This is a genomic window from Skermanella sp., from assembly GCF_059503625.1.
The window spans coordinates 1-3,304 of record NZ_JCACHA010000216.1 but is presented as its reverse complement, the minus strand read 5'-3'; the positions used below and the strand labels follow the sequence as shown (position 1 = coordinate 3,304).

Genomic DNA, 3,304 nt, shown 5'->3' with positions numbered 1-3,304 from the left:
CTCACCTACTCTTTCCAGGACTTACAAAGAATATGAAGAGAAGTTGTTTGCTAAAAAGCTCAATGCCGATCCGGCTGGCGCCATGCCTGCACCAGCCAAGGCAGTGTTTCCCGCGAGCATCGTTCAGTAAGATTTACGTGCACAGGAAGATCGCTCTAGATCGTCCGGTAGAATTTCCTGTGCAAAGCACCGCAGCGAAGATGAGAAATGTGCAACCGGTTGGATATTTGCCTAACAGATCGGCGTTGGGACCTGAGGCGTGCGATTACGTGGCGACGCTTGTATGCCGTCTTCCAGCCGGAACGGTCGGACCGCAAGACGGCATTCACCGCAAACACCAAACGGGCGGGGTCAGCCCATGCCGTACGATGCCATATCATTGTTCCGCTGGAAACGGATGTCATTATTGGTTTGATCGCTTAGACCTCGACGGCCTCGCCCTCGATTACTTCATCATTATCCTCGTTGAGCGTCTCGGGATCGGCTCCCAGATCTTGAAGCTCGGCTTCCAGGGCGCGAAGCTTTTCCAGAAGCTTCTGACGATCGGCCTTGAGGGCGCGGATGCGCTCTGGGCTGACCGCCCGCGTTGTCTCGCTGGAACTGAGCCGACGCTTGAACTCGAGGATCTCGGAACGCCTAACGTCCGGGCGGACTAGACCCTCGGCGCGGGCCTGTTCAAGCTTTTCAGGATCCTTCAGGGAGACAAGTTGATACGCGATAGAATAGGGAGCCGGCAGTTCCTCCGCAGTGAACTGGCCCGACTGGATCGACTCGTAAACAGATCGGATCTGAAAGGCCACGCCCCTGGCGAAGGGCAGGTCCTGCTCGATCATCTGCTCGTACTCGCCGTGGCCGAGCGTTGCCTTGGCCATGACCAGCATCTTGCCGATCCGCAGCACGCGGTCGCGCGCATCATCCCAAAGCGACTGAATTTCGCGGGCGAAATCCTGGCGGCTCGACATCAGCGTCGGATCGGCGCGCTCTAGCTCGGTGATACGCTCGTCCTGGGTGCGACGAAGCGACGTCTTGCTCAGCTTCATGACGGTCAGACTCCCAGCTCGTTCTTCACGTAGTGCCAGAGGCCTTCCAGTTCCTCGGCGCCTCGGGCCTTATTGATGTCCAGCGCGGTCAGGCCGTGATCGACGGCGTTCGCGATATCCTCGGTGTCGTAGATCTCGACTGGACATAGACGCCCGGCACGCACCAGCGACGCCCTCGCCAGATCTAAGCCACGCGTCCGCTTCTTCGCGCGTCCGATCACGAAGCTGGCCGCGCGCTTCTGCTCCTTTAGATATGTCATGAAAGGGATCACGCTGTCGCGGTCATCCTTGCCTTGGCCGGTTGGCACCAGAACCAGGTCAGCGAAGGCGATGAGATCGCGGATCGCCGAGGGATGGTCCTCAAGGTTCGGCGGCGTATCGATTATGACGATCTCGTAGTCCTCAGCCTTGATTTCCTTCAGTGCGGCGCCGATCTCGTCGAGGCGGCCCTCGTGGTGATCGAACTGGACAACGCCGACATCCGGCCGCTCCATCCACCACTTTGAGAGCGTCCGCTGGCGGTCAAGGTCGAGCGTTGCCGTTTTGAGCCCTTGCTGCGCCGCGGCCACGGCCAGCGCCCTGCAGGTGGTCGTCTTTGAGCTGCCGCCCTTCGGCGAGCAGACCAGCACGGTGTGACATCGTGCCGACGTTCCACGCCGATTAGGCGCGGGCCTTGGCTTGGCGGCCTGTTCTGGCTTCTTCGACTTGACGTCTCTTTTCCTGGTGGCAAGGGTCGCTGTCATAGCACCGGTCCAGTCTGGTGTCTGGTGAATTTGGAGCCAGCTTTACACTGCTTACGGGTCAGCTGGCCAGTGCGCTTGTCCATCTTAATCCCGATTTGTTGAAGAATGTGTTGCCGTAACAACAGCGGCCCCAGGCCTCGCCTTGTGTGTTTGGACGAACACGGATCCGCGCGCTCACAAAAGTGTAACCGGTTAGACACTCCCAGTATTCTCGAATAGCCGGGCAGGGCTGTGGCCAAGCTGCGCCGAGCCTGTCAGACTCCGATGGTCCCGATAGGGAAGCAAGGGGTGAGGAATGCGACCGGAAGGAACATCTCGAAATTCAGTAGCCGCAGATTGAGCCGGAAGAGGAGCGATCCCGCAAGAAGGATGACGAGGGACTACGACTACCTGGAAATTATGACTGGCGATTCTAAAGTCATGCTAGACCGTTCCGACAAACCGGCAGGCGCCAGGATAAAGTCGATTCGGAGTGAGTTCAAGCAGGTCGAGTCCCGCTGCGCGGGCTTGGTAATCGAAGTCATCCAGAACGGCTTTCGGTACATCGTCCACACAGAATTTCAGTCCGCGTCCGATCCAAACTCGGCTGGCGCATGGCCCTGTACTACTGGCATATTCGAATGCATGTCGGGCTGGACGTCGAGATCCGTCAGCACGTCGCCTTTGTGGGAAGCGACGAGCCAGAGGGCTAGCGGGCTCAACTGCGCGACGGGCTGTTCCCGTATGACCGGCCGACGACCTACATGCGCCAGCTCGGCGCCGGATCGTTCCGGGGTTGGAAAGCTTTAACGATATCCTGTTCACGATCCTGTGTCGCAACGGTGCAAATTCTGCTATCATCGGGGGTCTGGCGGAAAAGGCCGGCCGGCTTTGGAAGGGCGCACGAGCGAATGCGTTCGCGAAACTCCCCCACCTAGCCGGATTACGAGGACTGAGAGACATAGCCATGGCCGAAGCAAGTCGGACCGTGCCAAACGACGAACTGCTGAAGGAGTCGTTCTTCAAGTATTTTGGGGAAAGAGATTGCGGAGAAGTCGAAGATCAGAGCCGTGATGATCAATCTGTCGATCATTGGGTCAGATGTTCCGCAAGATATCAGCAACGCCGTGCGGCAGACAGATGAAGTCATCTCTGAACTCGATGATCAGACATTCCAAGATGGCGCAGTGCTTCGATGGTTTCAGGGTGGCGTTGGGTTTGAGCAAGCTCGCTTGAAAAGTCGAGATGGTCTGGTTGGATCAGTGCATGCCTGAAGTGCTGGGAAGTGCAGGGTGACGCCAGGAGCGGATCGTAGAATGTAATTATCACCGAAGCAGCTCGGACCGCGTCGATCGACAACCATCCTACGGATTCGTTCTTCAGACATTTGGGGATGGAGATCGCGGAGAGGGCCAAGATCGAGGGAAAGGTCGAGACTGTGCTGAGCAATTGGGAGGCGGTCGGATCCGGTATTCCGCAGGATATCAGCGACGCCGTGCGGCAGACCGCTGAAGCAGCTCTGGACGCTATAATCAGTGTATT

Annotated in this window: 3 protein-coding genes; 1 reads left to right on the top strand and 2 read right to left on the bottom strand. The window is 58.0% G+C overall.

The annotated features are described in order from the left end of the window. Nucleotides 1-419 precede the first annotated feature (419 nt). Together AC5JJ6_RS05365 and AC5JJ6_RS05360 are read right to left on the bottom strand one after the other, a co-directional pair. Nucleotides 420-1,040, bottom strand: coding sequence for a hypothetical protein (locus AC5JJ6_RS05365; RefSeq protein WP_496041054.1), 621 nt, complete (start codon nucleotides 1,038-1,040; stop codon nucleotides 420-422). Between the two features lie 5 nt (nucleotides 1,041-1,045). Continuing rightward, nucleotides 1,046-1,669 carry a ParA family protein gene (locus AC5JJ6_RS05360; protein ID WP_496041053.1) on the bottom strand — a complete coding sequence of 208 codons (624 nt, stop codon included), beginning with the start codon at nucleotides 1,667-1,669 and terminating at the stop codon, nucleotides 1,046-1,048. A gap of 1,163 nt (nucleotides 1,670-2,832) precedes the next feature. On the opposite strand from AC5JJ6_RS05360, the gene AC5JJ6_RS05355 reads away from it, so the two are divergent. Beyond that, on the top strand, nucleotides 2,833-3,036 hold the full coding sequence (locus AC5JJ6_RS05355) for a hypothetical protein (protein WP_496041052.1): 204 nt from the start codon (nucleotides 2,833-2,835) through the stop codon (nucleotides 3,034-3,036). The last annotated feature ends 268 nt before the right edge of the window (nucleotides 3,037-3,304 follow it).

Coding starts and splice junctions, on each gene's coding strand:
- AC5JJ6_RS05365 (WP_496041054.1), bottom strand. CDS start 1,040: ATGAAGCTGAGCAAGACGTCGCTTCGTCGCACCCAGGACGAGCGTATC.